We start from the raw sequence: 18,186 nt of genomic DNA on the forward strand, positions 1-18,186 counted from the left end.
CTATTGCGCCAGCAGTCGTTGTCGGGCGCTCTGGTATTCCTGCTTCAATTGATCAATGCGCTGATGGGCGGGCAGGACCGCCTTGACGGCACCAATGCCCTGACCGCTGCCCCAGATATCTTTCCAGGGTTTGGCGCCGCGGGTTTTGCTGTTATCGGTTTTCTCGGCAAAGCTCATGGACGACGGATCGCTGCTTGGCAGGTTGTCCGGGTCCATGCCTGCGGCGGCAATGGAGCTGCGCAGATAGTTGCCATGGACGCCGGTGAACAGGTTGGAATAGACGATGTCGCTGGCGCCGCTATCCACCACTGCCTGCTTGTAATTGTCCGCGGCATTGGCTTCTTCGGTGGCAATGAAAATGGAGCCGATATAGGCCAGATCTGCCCCCATGGCCTGGGCGGCAAGAATGGCGGCGCCATTGCCGATCGCGCCGGACAGCAGCAGCGGGCCGTCAAACCATTCACGAATTTCCTGCACCAGGGCAAACGGGGACTGCACTCCTGCATGACCACCGGCACCGGTGGCAACGGCAATCAAACCATCGGCACCTTTATCGATAGCCTTGCGGGCAAAGGCGTTGTTGATGATGTCGTGAAACACCAGGCCGCCGTAGCCGTGGATGGCCTCGTTGACATCCTCCCGGGCGCCCAGCGAGGTAATGATCAGCGGTACCTGGTGCTTCACACACAGGGCGAGATCCTGCTCCAGCCGTGCATTGGACTTGTGCACGATCAGGTTGACGGCAAAGGGGGCCGAGGGTTGCGAGGGGTTGTCCTGATCCCAGGCCTCGAGTGCTTCCCGGATCTGGATCAACCAGTCCTCAAGTTGCCAGTCTTCGCGGGCGTTCAAGGCTGGGAAGGAGCCGACAATGCCCGCCTTGCACTGGGCAATCACCAGTGCAGGGCTGGAGACAATGAACATGGGAGAGGCAACGACGGGCAGTTGCAGTCGCGCCTTCAGCAGGGTGGGCAGTGTCATGGTGAATCCTCAATTACATGCTGCCTTACATACTGCGATAAAAGCGCGAAAACTGTCATTGCTGCGGTAGGCCGCAGGTGACAGAAAAACGGTCAATCCCTGTCATTTCCTTCGCGCCCGCGCAGCGCTTTCAGCAGGCGGGCGGGAAAGCCTGCCGAACGTAATATCGGGCTCACATGCATTAGCCCTTCATGAATGTCGCGCACCTGCTCGGTCAGTTCATCCACGTGGCCGGTAATGCCATCCACCCTGACAGAGAGATCCGAGACCTGGTCCGGCAAGGCGTCCATGCGCTCGATAATGCGCATGATGCGATGGGCCATGATCAGGTATTCCAGGGCCGCGCGAATCACCGCAACAATCACCAGCAAGGCCAGCGGGGCAATGGCGGCGGCGATGATGCCGGCGGGCATGGACCACCAGAAACAGACCCCCACGACCGTGACCACAACCACCAGCGCGCCAAGTATCAACAGCAGATAAAACAGCGGCATCAGCTGCATGGTCAGATAACGGTTAAAGCGCCAGTCCGCCAGGTTGGGGATGCGGGAGGTAGAGGGATTGGGATGGTCCGGGTTGGGCGTGCGCATGCGGCGTCCTGTGATTCTTGTTGTGTATTCAGTCTAGGGGAGTAGGGGGCAAAAGTGTGCCTCTGTGGCGCAGAATTCTGCTGCGTTTGAGTAACCCCAGGCTCTGATTCGGGTCGGTTTTATCTGTTCTATATCCGAACGCAGGGACGGCTTTTGTGGATAAGATGGAGAGAGTGGTTCGGAGGGGGAGACGGAAGGAATCGCCTGGGCTTTGTTTAACTCTATAAAAATCAGTGGCTTGCTGTTTTTTGGTGATAATTTTGAGGTGCCTTGGAGGGTTGCGGTATCCGGGGCCAAAGGGGCCATTTAGCCGAGTTGAAGCCGAACAAGCATTCGATCTAATGTTGCCACCAGAAAATGTAACAGTTATCGGGGTGGCTACCAGATGGCGCTGCCCCCTGCCATCGACAGGTGACCCAGATGCAGACCGCAACCATTCATCAGTACGTGCCGAAAACCGCCAAGCCCCGTGCCGAAGTGCCGATCCGTCATATGGATTTCCAGTTTTCAGCCGACGGGGTGGATACCCAGTTTTTCCGCAACACCGAGCTGGCCACAGCAATCTTCGAGGCGCTGTCCATCTTCCTGACTTTTGGCGAAGACCTGGTCATCGACACCGCCCGCTATCACCGCCAGTTCGTGAAGGACCCGGAGCTGAAACGGCAGGTAACGTCTCTGATTGGCCAGGAAGCGATCCACTCGAAAATGCATAACGAGTTCAATGATGCGCTGGCCAAGCATCGTTTTCCGGTGGGCTTCTACCGCTTTCTGGCAGACAACGTCTTTGAATACGGTTTCAAGCGGTTGCCCAATCGCATGCAGCTGTCCCTGATGGCGGGCATCGAGCATTTCACCGCGGTGCTGTCGGAATACATGATGAAGCACGAAGATATTTTCTTTGAAACGGAAGATGAAAAGCAGCGTGCCCTGTGGATGTGGCACATGCTGGAAGAATCCGAGCACAAGGACATTGCCTACGACGTGTTCCAGGAGTTGTCCGGTAACTATGCGTTGCGGATATCCGGTTTTGCGTTGGCCACCTTCACCATCATGTTCCTGGTGCCGTTGGGCGGTGTCTTTATCCCGATTTTTCGCAACCCGCTAAACATGGTCCGCCCGCGCTACTGGAAGGATGTGCGGCATAGCCTTGCCTTGTTGGCGGGGCCGAAGGATGGCGTTTTTGGTAGCACCATGAATCACATCATGGATTACCTGCGTCCGGACTTTCACCCCAATGATCACGACACCTCAGCGTATCTGGAGTACTACAAGGAAAAGCTGCTGAACCCGGAAACCGGTTTGCTGACCCCTTACCTGACCAAGGAATTCGTCCCGCCGGTGCGGGCCTGATTTCCCCTGAACACGCCTTCTTGAGTGGAACATTATGTTGAAGCTGATCAAACAACGCTTTTCCCGGCCCAGCACTAACGCCCGGGCGGTAGTCACCGGCGCAGGCAGTGGCATTGGTCGCAGCTTTGCCCTGGAGCTGGCTCGCCGCGGTGGTGCGGTGGTGTGTGCGGATCTGAATCTGGCCAATGCCGAAGAAACGGTCGCCATGATTCGGGAATTGGGTGCGCAGGGGTGGGCGGTTGCCTGTGATGTGGGCAAGGCAAAGCAGGTGGAAGCGCTGGCGAAGGAGGCCGAGACCTTGCTGGGCGGCCCGGCGACTCTGGTGGTCAACAATGCCGGCGTCGGCATTGGTGGCAAGTTTGATGAGTTGTCCCTGCAGGACTGGAAATGGGTAATGGATGTGAATCTGTGGGGTGTGGTCCACGGCTGCCATTATTTCGTACCCGGCCTGAAAAAGCAGGGTGGCGGGGCCATCATCAATGTGGCGTCGGCGGCATCCTTTACGGCTGCGCCGGAAATGAGCGCCTATAACGTCACCAAGGCCGGGGTGCGCGCCCTGTCCGAAACCCTGTATGCGGAACTGAAAAAGGACAACATTCGCGTCAATGTGCTGTGCCCGACCCTGGTGCCCACCAACATCATCAAGGATGGCCGTATCCCGGAGCGGTATTCCAGATTGGCAGACCATGCGTTGATGAACTACGCGATGACTACCAGTGACAGTGTGGCAAAACTGACCCTGAACCGGCTCGATAAAGGGGAGCTGTACACCACGCCGCAGGTAGACGCGAAGCTGTTCTGGTTGATGAAGCGTGCTTCGCCGGATCTGTATGCCCGATTCCTGGGTTTCTCTTACCGGTTTCTTGGCTGATGCGGCCGGACTTGAACCGCGAACCACCCGAACACGAAAAGAAAAGAGGCAGAGACCCTATGGCTGAGAACAAGGCTCAGAACAAGGCAGCGTCCCCGGTGTCGCCTGTTTATGATTCCCTGATTGTCGGCGCCGGCATTTCCGGCCTGGCGGCAGCGATCAAGCTGCGTAAAGAAGGCTATACCGACTTCAAGATTATCGAGAAGGCCAGCCAGGTCGGCGGTACCTGGCGTGAGAATACCTATCCCGGTTGCGGTTGTGATGTGCCGTCGTCACTGTATTCCTATTCGTTTGCGTTGAGCAGCAAATGGAGTCGCCTGTTTGCCAAGCAGCCGGAAATCCTCGCCTACCTGAAAGAGGTGAGCGACGATTTCGGCATCACCCCGCTGATTGAATTCAACACGGACCTGGAACAGGCGCGCTGGGATGACAGCCGTGACCTGTGGGTGCTCAATACCAGCAAGGGGGAATACCTGGCCCGCACCGTGGTGTTTGCCACCGGGCCGATCACCGAATCGCAGATTCCCTCGCTGCCGGGGCTGGAGACCTTCAAGGGCGAAATGTTCCATTCTGCCAAGTGGAACCATGATTATGATCTGACCGGAAAACGGGTTGCGGTGATTGGCACCGGTGCGTCTGCGATCCAGTTTGTGCCGGAAATTCAGCCCAGGGTAAAAGAGCTGTTCGTGTTTCAGCGCACGGCCCCCTGGGTGCTGCCCAAGCCGGACCTGCCGTTGAGTGAGACCAGCAAAAGCGTGATCGAGCGGTTACCCGCGATCCAGCACGGCTGGCGCAAAGCGGTAGCGGGCTCCCTGAATGTGATCAACTTCGGGCTGCGCAATCCGAACGTGCTCAAGCCGGTGAGCAGTGCCGCCAGGCAGCTGCTCAGGCTGCAGGTGCATGACCCGGTGTTGCGCAAGGCCGTGACACCGGACTTCACCCTGGGCTGCAAGCGGATTCTGTTTGCCAACAACTATTATCCCGCCTTGCAGGCGGAAAATACGAGTCTGATTCCCCATGGTCTGGTGGAGGTCGACGGCAACACGGTGATTGCCGCCAACGGTGAACGCCATGAGGTCGATGTGATTATCTGGGGTACCGGTTTTGATGTGTCTCATCCGCCGATAGGCCGCAAGGTCTTCAACGCCAAGGGTGAGCGCCTGTCCGACCTGTGGAAAGACAGCTCGCCGGAAGCTTATCTGGGCGCAGCTCTGGCCGATGTGCCCAATGCCTTCCTGGTGCTGGGGCCTAACGTGTTGGTGTATGACTCTTTCATTGTGCTGGCCGAGGCTCAGCTGGATTACATCATCGATGGGCTGAAAAAAATCCGTGATCGCGGGATCAGTCGCCTTACCATTCGCCCTTCGGTGATCGAACAGCACAACCAGAAAGTGCAGAAACACCTGAAGGGGACGGTGTTCAACAGTGGTGGCTGCAAGAGCTACTACCTGGACCAGAATGGCCGAAATTTTGCGGCCTGGCCCTGGTCACTGAAAGCCCTGAAAAAGCGCCTGTCCCGTTTCCGGCTCAAGGATTACGAGGTGGTGTATCAGCAACAGAAAGCCAACCGCAAGGCGGCGTAACACTGTTGCAGGAAGGGGCTGATTCAGCCCCTTTTTTCTGGTTCATCGCGGGTTTCCGGGAAAAGCCGAATTTCATTCCCTCCCTTGCCGTAGGAGCGTCGCTGGCGGCGCGATCCCAGACCAGGATCAAAAGCATTTTAATCACAGAGGGCACAGGGTTCACTGAGGAGGACGGTTTTCCTCTGTGGATCCTATACTCTCTGTGGTAAATAGTCTTTAACGACGTGGGTTATCGCGCCGCCAGCGACGCTCCTACGGAAGGGGGCTTTTCTGTAGACGATTCCCTTTAATCCGCGATGAGCCTTTTTTCTTTCCCCTGTTACTGCGTGTTCTTTATTCCTTCTGGCTGAGGGTGTACTCGGCGTAGCCACTGAGCGTGTCCCCCAGCACCGCCACCAGTTCCTCAAAGGTCTGGGTGGGGTTTCGGGCGGACAGGTGACGAATCACCGTGTAGATGCCGCCGTTGATATAGAAATAGGCGAGGCCGGGGATGTTGGGCAGTTTCAGCAGTTCCGGGTGGTGCATCAGATACTGGGTAAAGAAGTCCATCAACGTGCGGGAGATGGGGGCCTGATAGATCACCATGTCCATGCTGAACGCGTGGCGGGCAAAACGCAGGTAGAGCTCGTTGTTCTCTTCCAGAAAGTCGCGGAAGTTGAAGAGCAGGGTATGGATGGCACCGCGAATATCCATGCGCACCATCTTTGGCACCAGTGGATGAATCATGGCCACGGTGTCTTCCACAAAACGCTCTGATGCGGCCTGCACGATGGCGTTCTTGTCGTCGAAATATTCGTACAGTGAACCCACGCCGATCCCTGCCCGCTCAGCAATGTGACGGGCCGTAATACCCGCTGGTCCCTGGTCGGCAATGGTCAGCAGAGTGGCCTCAATGATGGCGTCTACAGTGGCTTTGGAGCGTTGTTGTTTGGGTTTTCTGGCCATGGGGGTAATCCGAATTGTATCCGAACGAGCATTCGCTTTACTGTTACATCAGTGAATGTAACAGTAAACGTTTGGCTGTGCCATCGGCCCCGTATCGGCGGCAGCCTTCCAACGAGGATCGGACACCATGTTCGGTAAACAAGACAAACTGATTAACCACGCCATGGCCGTAGTCACCGGCGCGGGCAGCGGCATTGGCCGGGCGTTTGCAGAAGCGCTGGCGGCGCGCGGCGGCGCGGTGGTGTGTGCCGATATCAACCTGGAGACCGCCCAGCAAACGGTGGACCGGATTACCGCGGCCGGCGGACGGGCGTGGGCGCTGCGTTGCGATGTCAGTGTACGTGCAGAGGTAGAGGCTCTGGCGGAGCAGGCCCAGGCGCTGTTGCCTGAACCGGTTAGCCTGGTCATCAATAACGCCGGCGTGGGTGTGGGTGGCAAGAACATCGGCGAGATTTCCCTGGAAGATTGGGAATGGACCATGGGCATCAACCTGTGGGGCGTGATCTACGGCTGTCACGTTTTCGCCCCTGCTGAAGCAGCAGGGGCGGGGCGGGATTATCAACGTGGCATCCTCGGCCAGTTTTGCCGCCGCGCCACTGATGGGGCCCTATAACGTGACCAAGGCGGGGGTGCTGGCCCTGTCCGAGACACTGGCCGCGGAAACTGCTGGCACCGGCGTCAATGTGACGGTGCTGTGTCCCACGGTGGTCAACACCAACATCTTTAGCGCAGGGCGCATTCATGGCGGCGTGCCGCCGGTGCTCAATCGCATTATCGAACTCACGGGCGTGTCTGCCGAGGGGGTAGCGGATACCACCCTCAAGGCACTGGCCCGCGGCCAGCTGCATGTGCTGCCCCAGTTCGATGCGCGCATGATCTGGCGCGCCAAGCGTTTGCTGCCCGCAACCTATACCCGTGGCGCCGGACTGCTCAGCCGTCTGGCCGCTGCCAAACTTTAATTTTTTACCCTGTACCCGGGAGGAATGCATCATGGCTTCCATCGACCTCGACAAAATGCTTGCCAAAATCAAGAGCACCCAGTGGGCCCTGTCAGACATTGACTGGGATGCCCCGGGGGCGGAACTGATTACCGAAGAGCAGTGGCCAAAACTGAAAGAGTTCATGGCCGATCTGATGTGGATTGAGCATGTGGGGGCACGCGGTTTTGCGGCGCTGGCAAAGAAGGCGCCCAACGATACCCTGCGCGAAATTTACACCTACTTCCATGCGGAAGAGCAGCGCCATGCGAATGCCGAGATGGCCCTGATGAAACGCTGGGGCATGCTGGAGGGGGATGAAATTCCTGAGCCCAACATCAACCTGCGTATCGTCATCGAATGGCTGGATCGCTATGCCGATGAAATGCCGCTGTATGTGCTGGGTACGGTGATTCCCATGCTGGAAATTGCCCTTGACGGCGCCCTGTGTACCTTCCTGCTGGAATCGGTGAAAGACCCGGTGTGCCACCAGGCCTTCGAAAAAATCAACGATGATGAGTCGCGGCATCTTGGAGTGGGCTTTACCGTCATGGAAATGCAGGGGCGTGGCAAAACCTTTATTGCTGCCACCAAAATGCTGGCGCCGTTGCTGGATCCGCGATTGATGCTGGGCATTGCCTCTTATGTTCCCTTGCTCAACAAGATGCGTGACAACATTGTAGAGATGGGGTTGCCGGAAGAGCGTTTGTACAAGGCCATGAACAAGTTCGAGCGCATTGGCGGACGCACCGAAGACGGTCGTCGTAACCCCTGGTTCCAGATCATCAAGCAACATGGGCGCTGGGTGACCAACCGCTCCAATCGTCTCTATCACGTGCCGGTGGACGGGTTGGTGAAGTTGACCCAGTACGTGCCGCGTCGGGCACTGCCGGCAGTGCCGTCCTGGGTGAAGGAGTTGACCTACGAGCCCACCGCCACTCGCTGATCTTCGCGATCAATTCATGGAACAACCGGTCATGGGGCTGGCCCAGCCAGTCCCCTAACCTGTATTGAGTCACAGCAAGAGCCCAATCCTATGTCTGACACTCCAAATAGCAAGGTAATCGCTGAAGGCAAGGCGGCTGCTACCAAGGCCCCTGCGCGCAAGAAATCGGCTGCGAAAAAAACGGCCAGCAAGCGCGCTGCGACCGGCAATGTCGCCGCGCGCAAAAAGACAGCGGCAACGCCCAAAAAGGCTGCGCGAAAGAGTGCAGTCAAGCGCAAGCCAGTAATCAAACCGGTATCGGTATTGATCGTTGGCGCCGGGTTTGCGGGCATTGGTATGGCGATCCGGCTCAAGCAGGCCGGCATCGAGGATTTTCTGATTCTTGAGCGGGATACGGCTGTCGGCGGTACCTGGAGGGATAATCAATATCCCGGTGCGGCCTGTGATATTCCGTCCAACCTGTATTCCTATTCCTTTGCGCCCAACCCCAACTGGTCACGCAGTTTCTCAGGCAGCCAGGAAATTCTTGGTTACATCCAGCATATGGTGGCCGAGTTCGGTCTGGAAAAACACATCCGTTTCCAGCAGAACGTGGCCGACCTGAGCTTCGATGAGAAGGCGGGTCTCTGGACAGCGACCACTGACAAGAAGGAAATGTTTGCCGGTCGTGCCGCCTTGATGGCGCAGGGTCCGTTGTCCACTTTCGGCTTCCCGGACATTACCGGTATCGACGACTTCAAGGGCAAGAAAATCCACAGTGCTGATTGGGATCATGATTATGATTTCAGCGGCAAAAATGTGGCGGTGATTGGCACCGGTGCCAGTGCCGTGCAGATCATTCCCGAGCTGGTCAAGGTGGCCAAGCATGTGAAGGTGTTCCAGCGCACTCCCGGCTGGGTGTTGCCACGGCCAAACTTTGTCACGCCGGAGTGGAACAAGCAGTTGTTCCGTAAGCTCCCTGCCAGTCAGCAGGCCATGCGCAATCTTCTCTACTGGGGTCATGAAAGCATGGCGCTGGCGTTTATCTGGAACTCGCCGCTGACGCGTCTGACCGAGCGATTGTCCAAGTTGCATCTGCGCACCCAGGTGAAAGACCGCTGGCTGCGTCGTCAGCTGACGCCGGATTTCACCATCGGCTGTAAACGGGTGCTCATGTCCAATGACTATTACCCAGCACTGCAGAAAGAGAACGCCAAGCTGATTACCTGGCCCATCGCTCGCATCAGCGATAACGGTATTCGTACCGTGGAGGGTATTGAGCACCAGGTGGATTGCGTCGTGTTTGCCACCGGCTACAAGGTTTGCAATGCCAGTACTCCGTTTACGGTGAAGGGGCTGAACGGCCGAGTCATGGGGGATGAATGGAAGGGCGGTGCGCAGGCCTATAAAAGTATCAATGTGTCCGGCTTCCCCAACCTGTTCCTGACCTTCGGACCTAACTCTGGCCCTGGGCACAACTCTGCGCTGGTGTACATGGAGTCTCAGCTGGAGTACGCACTCAAGGGAATTCGCAAGATTGTGGGCGAAGATTTGAAGGTGCTGGATGTGAAAGAGGAGGTGCAGGCCCGTTACAACAAGAGTATCCAGAAGCGGCTGGCGAAAACCAACTGGAACTCCGGCTGCAAGAGCTGGTACCTCACTGAAGACGGGTTCAATGCCACCATGTATCCGGGGTTTGCGACCCAGTACGCCGCCCAGATGTCGGAATTCAAAGAAGAAGATTACCAAACCGCCTGATGAGAATTGGGTAGGGAGTGGAGTGCTCCCCTGGTTTTTCCGGTGAACGCGGGCCTTTGGCCCGCGTTTTTTTATGGTGGATCGCGGGTTGCGGCAATCGGGTTTTCTTCTCCTCCGCGATGCCCCTTGTGTGTTGCCAGCCATGGCGTACCGAAGTGAGCCAAAAAACTGTCACACGAATGTCGTTCAACCTTAACCCCTGATCGGTAAAACGCAGTGTTCACCATTGCGTACCAATACAACCGAAGGGGATACCGATGAAATCCTGGCATTTTTTGGGGGCTGCCACGCTGGCAGCGATGCTGGCTGCCTGTGGCGGCGATGACAGTAATGACAATAACAGCACGAACGAAACCGGTGACCCGGTGGCAGAGGTGACCCCGGCTTCCATCAAGCTGGCGTTTTCCGGCCGTTATCAGGCCGGCAGCTTTGATGCCTCTGCAGCTGAAATTCCGGCCTATGATGCGGCCAGCCAGCGGTTGTTTGTGGTTAATGCTGAAGCCGGGGAGCTGGATGTGCTGGATCTGAGTGATCCTTCTGCGCCGGTGAAATTGAGCAGTATCAATGTGTCTGCCATCGCGGCAGGTGCCAAAGTGAATAGTGTGGCGGTAAAAAATGGCCTGGTCGCCGTCGCCATTGAAGCGGACCCTAAAACCGATAACGGTTTTGTCGCGCTGTATCAAGCGGACGACCTGACCCTGTTGGGCAGCACCGAAGTCGGCCCGCAGCCAGATATGATCACCTTTACGCCGGATGGCATGACGGTGCTGACCGCTAACGAAGGCGAGCCCAGTGACGACTACAGCGTGGACCCGGAAGGTTCCATCAGCATTATCAACGTGACAGACACCGGTTCTCCGGTCGTCACCCATGCCGACTTTTCTGGTTTTAATGCCGCTGACCTGCGTGAAGCCGGGGTGCGTATTTATGGACCGGGTGCGTCTGCTGCCCAGGACTTGGAGCCGGAGTACATTGCAGTTTCTGCCGATGGGGCAACCGCATGGGTCACGCTGCAGGAAAACAATGCGCTGGCCAAGCTCGACATCGCCACGGCCACCGTCACCGACATTCTCCCCCTTGGCGAGATTGACCGCAGCCAGGCCGGCAAGGGTATTGATGCCAGCGATGATGATGAAGTGATTGATATCAAGACCTGGGGCGGAGTTGTGGGGCTTTACCAGCCCGATGCGATCCATGCTTACAGCGCCAATGGCAGCACCTACCTGGTGACCGCCAACGAAGGGGATGCCCGTGCCTGGGGTGAGGATAACGATGCCTATTGGGGTGAAGAGGCCGATGATTCGGAAGATCCGCCGGTGCTGTGTGAGCCGGATGCCAGCCAGGGCTTTGTGGAAGAGTTTCGTGTAAAACACCTTGTTCACACCGATGGCTTCGACCGTCGCTGTGGTGATGACATGCCTCCCCAGCTGCGTGAACTGGCAGCAGGTGCACTGCTGGATCCGACGGTGTTCGGTTACTGTGGTGCTGTCGCGGGTGACCCGGAAGGTTGCCGTGATGATGATGTACTCGGCCGATTGAACATTACCTGGACGGCCGGCTACAAAACCGATGCGGCAGGCGACCCGGTGATGTACAACGCTGCAGGGGTTCAGGATGATGCGGGTGACCGCATCATGTACGACACGCTGTACAGCTACGGCGGCCGTTCTTTCTCCATCTGGGATGAAGACGGTGTGCAGGTGTTCGATAGTGGTGATGCCATTGAGCAGTTCCTCGCAGGCGACGATTGCAAGCTGGGGAGTGACCGGTCCATCGACTGCAAGACCTGGTTCAACAGTGGTCATGACGAAAGTGGCGCCATGGATAGCCGCAGTGATGCCAAGGGGCCGGAGCCGGAAGGCCTGACCATTGGTGTGATGGGGGAAAAAACCTTCCTGTTCCTGGGGCTGGAACGCATGGGGGGCGTGATGGTGTATGACATCACGGATCCGACCGCACCGATTTTCCAGGACTACCTGAACAGCCGTGAACTGTGGGACGGGGAAGACCCGGACAATGGTAACCTGGCCGGTTTTGGTGATCTGGGTCCGGAAGGGCTGGTCTTCATTCCCGCCAGCGATGCGCCGCAAGGCAAGCCGCTACTGGTAGTGGGTAATGAGGTCAGCGGTACCACCGCGGTGTATGAGGTGCTGGTGTCAGAAGAGTAAGGCGCTAAGTCCACTGCGATTCGGTGGGCATGGTTTGGTTCATACGGATCAACGGGAATGCCTCATAGCAATGCCCATTCCGTAGGAGCGTCGCTCGCGGCGCGATTTAAGACCAGGATCAAAAGCGTTTTCACCACAGAGGGCGCAGAGTTCACGGAGAAAACCCCGTTTTCCTTCCTGAGCACTGTGCCCTCTTTGGTGGATCTGTATTTAACAACGGCTATCGCGCCGCGAGCAACGCTCCTACGGAAAGGGAGGGGAGGTTTAGATCGGGTTTTCCCGGGAATCCCGTAGTGACCGGCTCTGGTCTGCCGTGGGAGCTGTGGTTCCACGGCGATGCTTTTGGCCGGTTTTCAGCCTCTAGCAGTCGTCCGACGTCAGACCACCGACCAGATTTTTATCACGATTTGGCTTTTTGTTTGGCTTCAAACGCCGCCAGTTGTTCCGGTGTGGCGGGTGCTTGAAACTTGTCCTTCCATTCGTTGTAGGGCATGCCGTAGACCCATTCCCTGGCCTGCTCATAATCCAGTTCTACTTGCCGTTCGCTGGCGGCCGCAGAGAGCCACTTGGACAAACAGTTTCGGCAAAAGTCCGCCAGGATCATCAGGTCGATATTCTGTACGTCCTTGTGTTCATCCAGATGCTGCAGCAAACGCCGAAAAGCGGCGGCTTCCAGTTCGGTTCTGGTGGTCTGGTCGATATCGGTCATGGGGGCTCCTGCTCTGTTTTCAGACGTCTATGCTACGCAGGTAGTCATCGTAGCTGCCACTGAAGTCACGAATGCCTTGCGGGGTAATTTCCAGAATGCGCGTGGCCAGGGAACTGACGAACTCCCGGTCGTGACTCACGAAAATCAGTGTGCCTGGGTAGTTTTCCAGTGCCAGGTTCAGGGACTCGATGGATTCCATGTCCAGGTGGTTGGTGGGCTCATCGAGCAACAGTACGTTGGGCTTGGTCAGTGTCAGTTTGCCGAACAGCATGCGGCCCTGTTCGCCACCGGAAATTACCTTGACGGATTTTTTTACCTCGTCGTTGGAAAACAGCATACGCCCCAGAGCCGCACGCACGGCCTGTTCGCCGTCGGCGGTCCATTGTGCCATCCAGTCGAACAGGATCATGTCGTCGGCAAAGTCATGGCTGTGATCCTGGGCAAAGTAACCCAGCTCGGCGGCTTCTGCCCATTTGACTATGCCGCTGTCGGCGTTCAGATCGCCGGCCAGGCAGCGTAGCAGGGTGGTCTTGCCGATGCCGTTGGGGCCGATGATCGCGACCCGTTCACCGGCTTCGATCTGCAGGTTGAGATCCTGGAACAGGGTCAGGTCCTCAAAGCCCTTGCCCAGCCCTTCCACAGTCACGGCCTGGCGGTGCAGTTTTTTGGTTTGCTCAAAGCGGATGTAAGGGCTGACCCGGCTGGAGGGTTTGACCTCTTCGAGCTGGATCTTGTCGATCTGGCGGGCCCGGCTGGTGGCCTGCTTTGCCTTGGAGGCATTGGCAGAGAAGCGGCTCACGAAGCTTTGCAGCTCGGCGATTTCCTTCTTCTTCTTGGCGTTGTCCGCATGCAGGCGTTCGCGTGCAGCGGTGGCAGCAGTCATATACTCATCGTAGTTACCCGGGAACAGGCGAAGCTCGCCATAGTCCAGATCCGCCATGTGGGTACAGACGCTGTTCAGGAAGTGGCGGTCGTGAGAGATGATGATCATGGTGCTGGAACGCGCCACCAGAATATTTTCCAGCCAGCGAATGGTGTGGATGTCGAGGTGGTTGGTCGGTTCGTCCAGCAACAGCACGTCCGGGTCAGAGAACAGTGCCTGGGCAAGCAATACCCGCAGTTTCCAGCCGGGGGCCACGGCGGTCATGGGGCCGGCGTGCTGTTCTTCTGGAATCCCTAGCCCAAGTAGCAGATCCCCTGCCCGAGCCTCTGCGGTATAGCCGTCCATCTCGGCAAATTTCATTTCCAGATCGGCCACCCGCATGCCGTCTTCTTCGCTCATTTCCGGCTGGCTATAGATACGATCGCGCTCGGCTTTGACCTCGGCCAGTTCCGTGTGCCCCATGATCACGGTATCCAGCACGGTGTGCTCTTCAAACGCGAACTGGTCCTGGCGCAGCTTGCCGAGGCGGTCATTGGTATCAATCATGACCTGGCCACTGCTGGGTTGCAGTTCGCCTCCCAGAATTTTCATGAAGGTGGATTTGCCGCAACCGTTGGCGCCAATCAGGCCGTAGCGGTTACCGTTGCCGAATTTCACGGAGACGTTTTCGAACAGCGGCTTGGCACCAAACTGCATGGTGATGTTGGCAGTAGAAATCAAGAGACAATCCTGTAGAAACGCAGCGGCAGGCGGGCCTGCACGGGGGTGAAAGAGGCGGCATTGTACCGGCTCGGGCAGCAAAACACAGGCCCGCCGGGCAGATCGCGGGCAGGTGTTCGATTTGCACCTACTCACGGGTATGATTGATGCCTTTGCGCTGAACCACTGAGGATCCCATGTTTGAACTGACTGTGACGCCCCGTTTCTACGAAACCGACGCCTTTGGCCACGTGAATAACACGGTGGTGACGGGTTGGTTTGAAACCGCCCGCTCCCCGCTGTTTGAGCTGTTCAACACCGAAGGCAACAAGCCTGCAGAGTTGCCCCTGATCCTGGCCCGTATCGAAGTGGATTTTGTCGGGCAGATCTACTACGGCAGCGACGTGCTGCTGCGCACCGGCATTGAGCGGCTGGGGAACAGTTCCTTCGTGGTGCTGCATCAGGCATGGCAGAACGGCAAGCTGGTGGCGCGGGGCAAGGCCGTGCAAGTGCATTTCGAGCACGACAAGCAGGCGTCCTCGCCGATCCCGGCCACATTCCGTCAGGTGCTGGAGCAGCATTTGGGAGCGTTGCCGGAGGAAGAGCAGCGGTGAGCTTTGAGCCACGAGCTACGAGGAAGGTCAAAAGCCAGGGCGTTTAGGGTGGAGAGGGCTTTGTGGGAGTAGTCGTTCGACCACGATGGCGCGTAGCGCCTTCCCGGATCGCGGTGGAACCACCGCTCCCACTGATAGGGGCGCGATGCTGGAAGGGCCAGGTTTTGAATTTGGCGTCAGTCGTCAGGCCCTATCTCCCCCATAGATACAGTCATCATGGCGTCTTGACGCGATCTCGCTACACTAGCCCTTTGACGATTTGCTGAGTGAGAGAAATAGGGATGGCCTACAAGGGACAGGACAATCTTGACCACCTTCAGCCCCACAAGGTCGGGGTGCTAATCACTAATCTGGGAACGCCGGATGCACCGGAAACCGGGGCGTTGCGCCGTTACCTGCGCGAATTCTTGTCTGATCCCCGGGTGGTCGAGATTCCCCGGTTTATCTGGTTCTTCATTCTCAATCTGGTGATTCTGGTCATTCGTCCTCCCAAATCGGCCGAGGCCTACAAGGGCATTTGGACCGAGCAAGGTTCCCCGTTGCTGTTTCACAGCCTTGCCCAGGGCGACGGGATTCGCGAGCGCCTGCAGCGCAAGTACGGGGATGCGGTGGAGGTTCGTGTCGCCATGCGTTATGGCAACCCCTCCATCCCCGGCCAACTGCAAGCCTTTGAGGATGCAGGCATTCGCAAGCTGCTGGTGCTGCCGCTGTATCCCCAGTACTCGGCCTCTACCAATGCATCGACCTTTGATGCCCTTGCCCGGGATTTCATGAAGCGCCGCCTGCTGCCGGACCTGCGCTTTATCAGTCATTACCCGGACTACCCGTCCTACATTCAGGCCATGGCTGACCACATTCGTGCCTGGCGCGACCAGCATGGCGGCGCGGACAAGCTGGTCTTCAGCTACCACGGTGTGCCCAAGCGCTTTCTGCTCAAGGGCGACCCGTACTTCCATGAGTGTCACCAAAGCTCGCAATTGCTGGCTCGGGCACTTGGTCTGCAAGAGCATGAGTGGATGACCACCTTCCAGTCCCGCTTCGGTGCGGAAGAATGGTTGCAGCCCTATACCGATGCCACCATGAAGGCGTTGCCTGGTGAGGGGGTGAAGTCCGTACAGGTGTTCTGCCCGGGATTCTCCGCGGACTGTCTGGAAACCGTGGAAGAAATTGACGAAGAAAACCGTGAGTACTTCGAAGAGGCTGGGGGGGAGTCGTTTGCCTATATCCCGGCGCTGAATGCGGAGCCGGTACATCTGGATGCACTGACCCAGCTGATCGAGGATAACCTGCAGGGCTGGTCGTTACGCGCTGACGGGTAGCCAGCTCACGGGGAACACTGAGCCATCGCGAGTCAAACCGGATTTTTCACGTTGAACTCAGTGTCCTCGGTGGATGCCCCCTCTTTGACAGCGGGGCGAGCGGCCAGTCACTGCAGGGTGTTGTATGCAATCAGGCAGTAAGATGCCGGATCAGCTCATCGGTAAACTCGGTGGTGCTGGCTCTGCCGCCCAGGTCCGCTGTCACTACTTCACCTGCGCCAACCACTTGCCGTACCGTGCGGCGTAGCTGTTTCGCCTTGTCGTGCATTTCCATGTAATCGAGCATCATGGCACCGGCCAGAATGATGGCGGTGGGGTTGGCGATACCCTTGCCGGCAATATCCGGTGCGCTGCCATGCACTGCCTCGAACAGACCGCCGTGTTCGCCAATGTTGGCGCCGGGTGCCACACCCAGGCCGCCGATCAGGCCAGCGCACAGGTCGGAAAGAATATCGCCGAACAGGTTGGTGGTGACGATCACATCGAAGCGGTGCGGATTCATGGCCAGCTGCATGGCGCAGGCATCCACGATCATTTCTTCGTGTTCCAGGTCCGGGTAGTCCTCACGCACGTTGCGCGCGACATCCAGAAACAACCCGGATGTGGATTTCATGATGTTGGCCTTGTGCACCACGGTGACTTTCTTGCGGCCCTGTTTCATGGCGGTGTCATAGGCAAAACGCAGCAGGCGCTCGGATTCTGTGCGTGTGATGCGGCTGCGCAGTTCAGCGGTTTCCCCATCCTCGCTGACGGTCTGACCCAGACCGGAATAGATGCCTTCGATGTTCTCGCGCACGGTCATGATGTCCACGTTGTCATAGCGGGAATTGACGCCGGGAATGGAGAGCGCGGGCCGCACATTGGCAAACAGGTCAAAGGTTTTGCGCAAGGTCACGTTCACAGAAGTAAAGCCGCCACCTACCGGAGTGGTGATCGGGCCTTTCAGGGCCAGGGGATTACGCTTAAGGGTCTCCAGCGTTTCTGCAGGCACCAGGTCAAGTCCCTGATCCAGGGCTGTCTGGCCGGCGATGGCGTATTCAAACTTGAGTCCACAATCGAGGGCGTCCAGTACGCGTACCGTGGCATCCACGATATCCGGTCCAATTCCATCGCCGGGAATCACGGTTACGGTGTTGTCATTCATGCTGCCTCCTGATTGCGGGAAAGGTGACGGGTGTGACCATTTTGCCCGCTCAAGGTTGCAAAATGAATGCCGACAAAGGTCGCAGGGCGCTCGGAGAAAGAGGGGGCCAGTGTTGTGAGAGGCTATATATGTGGACCGGGACCCTTTTCGGATAGCTCGTCACAGGGGTTGCGCAGTCGGCAGGCCTTGATGGAAAGACAGCCACAACCGATGCACTGATCCAGCTGGTGACGCAGGACGGTCAGATCATTGATGCGCTCATCCAGCTGCACGCGCCAGCGGGCGGACAGCCGTTTCCAGTCCCGGGCGGTGGGCGTTCTGCCATCGGGGAGTTCGCTCAGGGCCCCGGCGATTTCTGCCAGTGGAATGCCAATGCGTTGTGCCACCTTGATCACCGCCACCCGGCGCAAGACGTCCCGATGGTAGCGTCGCTGGTTGCCGGCACTACGCTGGCTTTGAATCAGGCCTTTGGTTTCGTAGAAGTGCAGGGCAGACACCGCCACCCCACTGCGTTCCGCCACTTCACCTACGGTAAGTGCCTTGCCGTGATCTTCCGGATTGATACGCATAGTCTGGTCTCCGGGCCATGCTGTTCGCGTAAAACCTCAATGAATATTGAGGTTTTACGCGGGTGACCGGGAGGATGCAAGGATCCCGGTCGTTGCGCAAACCG

The 18,186-nt window shown here is 57.7% G+C and carries 15 protein-coding genes and 1 pseudogene; 9 read left to right on the plus strand and 7 right to left on the minus strand.

The features are described from left to right. Both A15D_RS10040 and A15D_RS10045 read right to left on the minus strand, forming a co-directional pair. Positions 1-978 (minus strand): nitronate monooxygenase family protein, encoded by a 978-nt coding sequence (locus A15D_RS10040; protein WP_102791832.1) that lies wholly within the window; start codon positions 976-978, stop codon positions 1-3. Positions 979-1,070: 92 nt separating this feature from the next. Beyond that, positions 1,071-1,568, minus strand: coding sequence for a DUF4282 domain-containing protein (locus tag A15D_RS10045; protein ID WP_022984804.1), 498 nt, complete (start codon positions 1,566-1,568; stop codon positions 1,071-1,073). A gap of 420 nt (positions 1,569-1,988) precedes the next feature. Here A15D_RS10045 and A15D_RS10050 point away from each other — a divergent pair, with 420 nt between their 5' ends. Genes A15D_RS10050 through A15D_RS10060 form a run of 3 tightly spaced genes read left to right on the plus strand, consistent with a single transcriptional unit; the run spans position 1,989 to position 5,372 of the window. Further along, the gene (locus A15D_RS10050; RefSeq protein ID WP_022984803.1) at positions 1,989-2,918 is read left to right on the plus strand and encodes a metal-dependent hydrolase; all 930 of its coding nucleotides are present in this window, start codon (positions 1,989-1,991) and stop codon (positions 2,916-2,918) included. Positions 2,919-2,952: 34 nt separating this feature from the next. Continuing rightward, complete coding sequence (locus A15D_RS10055; protein ID WP_102791833.1) at positions 2,953-3,789, plus strand: SDR family NAD(P)-dependent oxidoreductase; 837 nt, start codon at positions 2,953-2,955, stop codon at positions 3,787-3,789. A gap of 59 nt (positions 3,790-3,848) precedes the next feature. After that, positions 3,849-5,372 (plus strand): NAD(P)/FAD-dependent oxidoreductase, encoded by a 1,524-nt coding sequence (locus tag A15D_RS10060; protein ID WP_102791834.1) that lies wholly within the window; start codon positions 3,849-3,851, stop codon positions 5,370-5,372. A gap of 333 nt (positions 5,373-5,705) precedes the next feature. Here the strand turns inward: A15D_RS10060 and A15D_RS10070 are convergent, their stop codons facing one another. Then, positions 5,706-6,317, minus strand: a complete 612-nt coding sequence (locus A15D_RS10070; protein ID WP_022984800.1) for a TetR/AcrR family transcriptional regulator — start codon at positions 6,315-6,317, stop codon at positions 5,706-5,708. A 163-nt stretch (positions 6,318-6,480) separates the two neighbouring features. Here A15D_RS10070 and A15D_RS10075 point away from each other — a divergent pair. From A15D_RS10075 to A15D_RS10090, 4 genes and pseudogenes are all read left to right on the plus strand, one after another. Continuing rightward, a pseudogene (locus tag A15D_RS10075) lies at positions 6,481-7,276 on the plus strand (SDR family NAD(P)-dependent oxidoreductase). Positions 7,277-7,307: 31 nt separating this feature from the next. Next, the gene (locus tag A15D_RS10080; protein ID WP_102791836.1) at positions 7,308-8,240 is read left to right on the plus strand and encodes a reductase; all 933 of its coding nucleotides are present in this window, start codon (positions 7,308-7,310) and stop codon (positions 8,238-8,240) included. Between the two features lie 90 nt (positions 8,241-8,330). Next, on the plus strand, positions 8,331-9,977 hold the full coding sequence (locus A15D_RS10085) for an NAD(P)/FAD-dependent oxidoreductase (RefSeq protein WP_102791837.1): 1,647 nt from the start codon (positions 8,331-8,333) through the stop codon (positions 9,975-9,977). A 257-nt stretch (positions 9,978-10,234) separates the two neighbouring features. After that, on the plus strand, positions 10,235-12,145 hold the full coding sequence (locus tag A15D_RS10090) for a choice-of-anchor I family protein (RefSeq protein WP_102791838.1): 1,911 nt from the start codon (positions 10,235-10,237) through the stop codon (positions 12,143-12,145). Positions 12,146-12,545: 400 nt separating this feature from the next. Here the strand turns inward: A15D_RS10090 and A15D_RS10095 are convergent, their stop codons facing one another. Beyond that, complete coding sequence (locus A15D_RS10095; RefSeq protein ID WP_102791839.1) at positions 12,546-12,854, minus strand: DUF1244 domain-containing protein; 309 nt, start codon at positions 12,852-12,854, stop codon at positions 12,546-12,548. 19 nt (positions 12,855-12,873) lie between these two features. Next, positions 12,874-14,457 (minus strand): ABC-F family ATPase, encoded by a 1,584-nt coding sequence (locus A15D_RS10100; RefSeq protein ID WP_102791840.1) that lies wholly within the window; start codon positions 14,455-14,457, stop codon positions 12,874-12,876. Between the two features lie 176 nt (positions 14,458-14,633). Between A15D_RS10100 and A15D_RS10105 the strand changes: the two genes are divergently transcribed. Together A15D_RS10105 and hemH are read left to right on the plus strand one after the other, a co-directional pair. Further along, entirely contained in the window at positions 14,634-15,050 is a 417-nt protein-coding gene (locus A15D_RS10105; protein WP_102791841.1) for a thioesterase family protein, read from the plus strand. 281 nt (positions 15,051-15,331) lie between these two features. Then, a complete protein-coding gene (hemH, locus tag A15D_RS10110; protein WP_102791842.1) occupies positions 15,332-16,369 on the plus strand; it encodes a ferrochelatase in 1,038 nt (345 codons plus the stop codon). 130 nt (positions 16,370-16,499) lie between these two features. On the opposite strand, the gene A15D_RS10115 is transcribed toward hemH, so the two are convergent. Both A15D_RS10115 and soxR read right to left on the minus strand, forming a co-directional pair. Further along, positions 16,500-17,513, minus strand: a complete 1,014-nt coding sequence (locus A15D_RS10115) for an isocitrate dehydrogenase (protein WP_102791843.1) — start codon at positions 17,511-17,513, stop codon at positions 16,500-16,502. Between the two features lie 122 nt (positions 17,514-17,635). Continuing rightward, on the minus strand, positions 17,636-18,082 hold the full coding sequence (soxR, locus tag A15D_RS10120) for a redox-sensitive transcriptional activator SoxR (protein ID WP_022984790.1): 447 nt from the start codon (positions 18,080-18,082) through the stop codon (positions 17,636-17,638). Positions 18,083-18,186 lie beyond the last annotated feature (104 nt).

It is taken from the genome of Alcanivorax sp. MD8A (assembly GCF_002888555.1).
Classification (GTDB): domain Bacteria; phylum Pseudomonadota; class Gammaproteobacteria; order Pseudomonadales; family Alcanivoracaceae; genus Alcanivorax.

Excerpts from the sequence above, each read along its gene's own strand:
- A15D_RS10040 (WP_102791832.1), bottom strand. The coding sequence starts at position 978 with ATGACACTGCCCACCCTGCTGAAGGCGCGACTGCAACTGCCCGTCGTT.
- A15D_RS10045 (WP_022984804.1), bottom strand. The coding sequence starts at position 1,568 with ATGCGCACGCCCAACCCGGACCATCCCAATCCCTCTACCTCCCGCATC.
- A15D_RS10050 (WP_022984803.1), top strand. The coding sequence starts at position 1,989 with ATGCAGACCGCAACCATTCATCAGTACGTGCCGAAAACCGCCAAGCCC.
- A15D_RS10055 (WP_102791833.1), top strand. The coding sequence starts at position 2,953 with ATGTTGAAGCTGATCAAACAACGCTTTTCCCGGCCCAGCACTAACGCC.
- A15D_RS10060 (WP_102791834.1), top strand. The coding sequence starts at position 3,849 with ATGGCTGAGAACAAGGCTCAGAACAAGGCAGCGTCCCCGGTGTCGCCT.
- A15D_RS10070 (WP_022984800.1), bottom strand. The coding sequence starts at position 6,317 with ATGGCCAGAAAACCCAAACAACAACGCTCCAAAGCCACTGTAGACGCC.
- A15D_RS10080 (WP_102791836.1), top strand. The coding sequence starts at position 7,308 with ATGGCTTCCATCGACCTCGACAAAATGCTTGCCAAAATCAAGAGCACC.
- A15D_RS10085 (WP_102791837.1), top strand. The coding sequence starts at position 8,331 with ATGTCTGACACTCCAAATAGCAAGGTAATCGCTGAAGGCAAGGCGGCT.
- A15D_RS10090 (WP_102791838.1), top strand. The coding sequence starts at position 10,235 with ATGAAATCCTGGCATTTTTTGGGGGCTGCCACGCTGGCAGCGATGCTG.
- A15D_RS10095 (WP_102791839.1), bottom strand. The coding sequence starts at position 12,854 with ATGACCGATATCGACCAGACCACCAGAACCGAACTGGAAGCCGCCGCT.
- A15D_RS10105 (WP_102791841.1), top strand. The coding sequence starts at position 14,634 with ATGTTTGAACTGACTGTGACGCCCCGTTTCTACGAAACCGACGCCTTT.
- hemH (WP_102791842.1), top strand. The coding sequence starts at position 15,332 with ATGGCCTACAAGGGACAGGACAATCTTGACCACCTTCAGCCCCACAAG.
- A15D_RS10115 (WP_102791843.1), bottom strand. The coding sequence starts at position 17,513 with ATGAATGACAACACCGTAACCGTGATTCCCGGCGATGGAATTGGACCG.
- soxR (WP_022984790.1), bottom strand. The coding sequence starts at position 18,082 with ATGCGTATCAATCCGGAAGATCACGGCAAGGCACTTACCGTAGGTGAA.